This is a genomic window from Vibrio sp. 1249-1, from assembly GCF_033340495.1.
The window spans coordinates 1-777 of record NZ_JAWOWJ010000411.1 but is presented as its reverse complement, the minus strand read 5'-3'; the positions used below and the strand labels follow the sequence as shown (position 1 = coordinate 777).

General features: G+C 45.4%; 1 protein-coding gene. It reads right to left on the bottom strand.

Annotation, left to right across the window (positions count from 1 at the left end; translation table 11 throughout):
* Window positions 1-97: 97 nt before the first annotated feature.
* Window positions 98-777: peroxide stress protein YaaA (yaaA, locus tag R7Z50_RS26700; RefSeq protein WP_318149642.1), on the bottom strand; the 680-nt coding region annotated here is incomplete at its 5' end.

Genomic DNA, 777 nt, shown 5'->3' with positions numbered 1-777 from the left:
TTGATGCTTAAAAAGCCCAAATAAAAATAACAAAGGGGTGGTAGTGCCAACCCTTTTTCGTTTGGGTAGCTTTCAATTAACGCGTATTGCGCTTCAATCAGTTTTGCTCTTCACGTTTAAATACCAAGTCTGTTGGTGTCGACTCTTCCTCAACGAAGTAGTAGCCAGCGGTATCAAACTTCGTTAAATCCGCCACGCTCTCAATGCGATTTTCGATGATGTAACGCGCCATCATGCCACGCGCTTTCTTCGCATAAAAACTGATCACCTTGTATTGACCATTCTTACAGTCTTTGAAAATTGGCGTAATCACTTGTGCATCCAAGTTCTTTGGCTTCACCGCTTTAAAATACTCATTCGACGCAAGATTGATCAAAACATTGTCGCCTTGCTCAGCAATCGCTTCATTGAGCTTGTCGGTAATCACATTGCCCCAGAACTGGTACAGGTTGCTACCTTTCTCGTTCGCCAGTTTTGTCCCCATCTCCAGACGGTATGGTTGCATTAAGTCGAGCGGTTTGAGCAGACCGTACAGACCAGATAGCATGCGTAAGTGCTTTTGCGCGTATTCGAAGTCCGCATCTGATAGTGTTTCAGCTTCCAAGCCCGTGTACACATCACCTTTAAACGCCAAAATGGCCTGACGCGAGTTTTCCGTTGTGAACGTTTCGCTCCACTCTTGGAATCGCCCGACGTTCAGATCCGCTATTTTGTCACTCACTTTCATTAAAGAGGCAACATCAGCAGGAGTCAGTTTGCGGCAAACGTCGATCAATT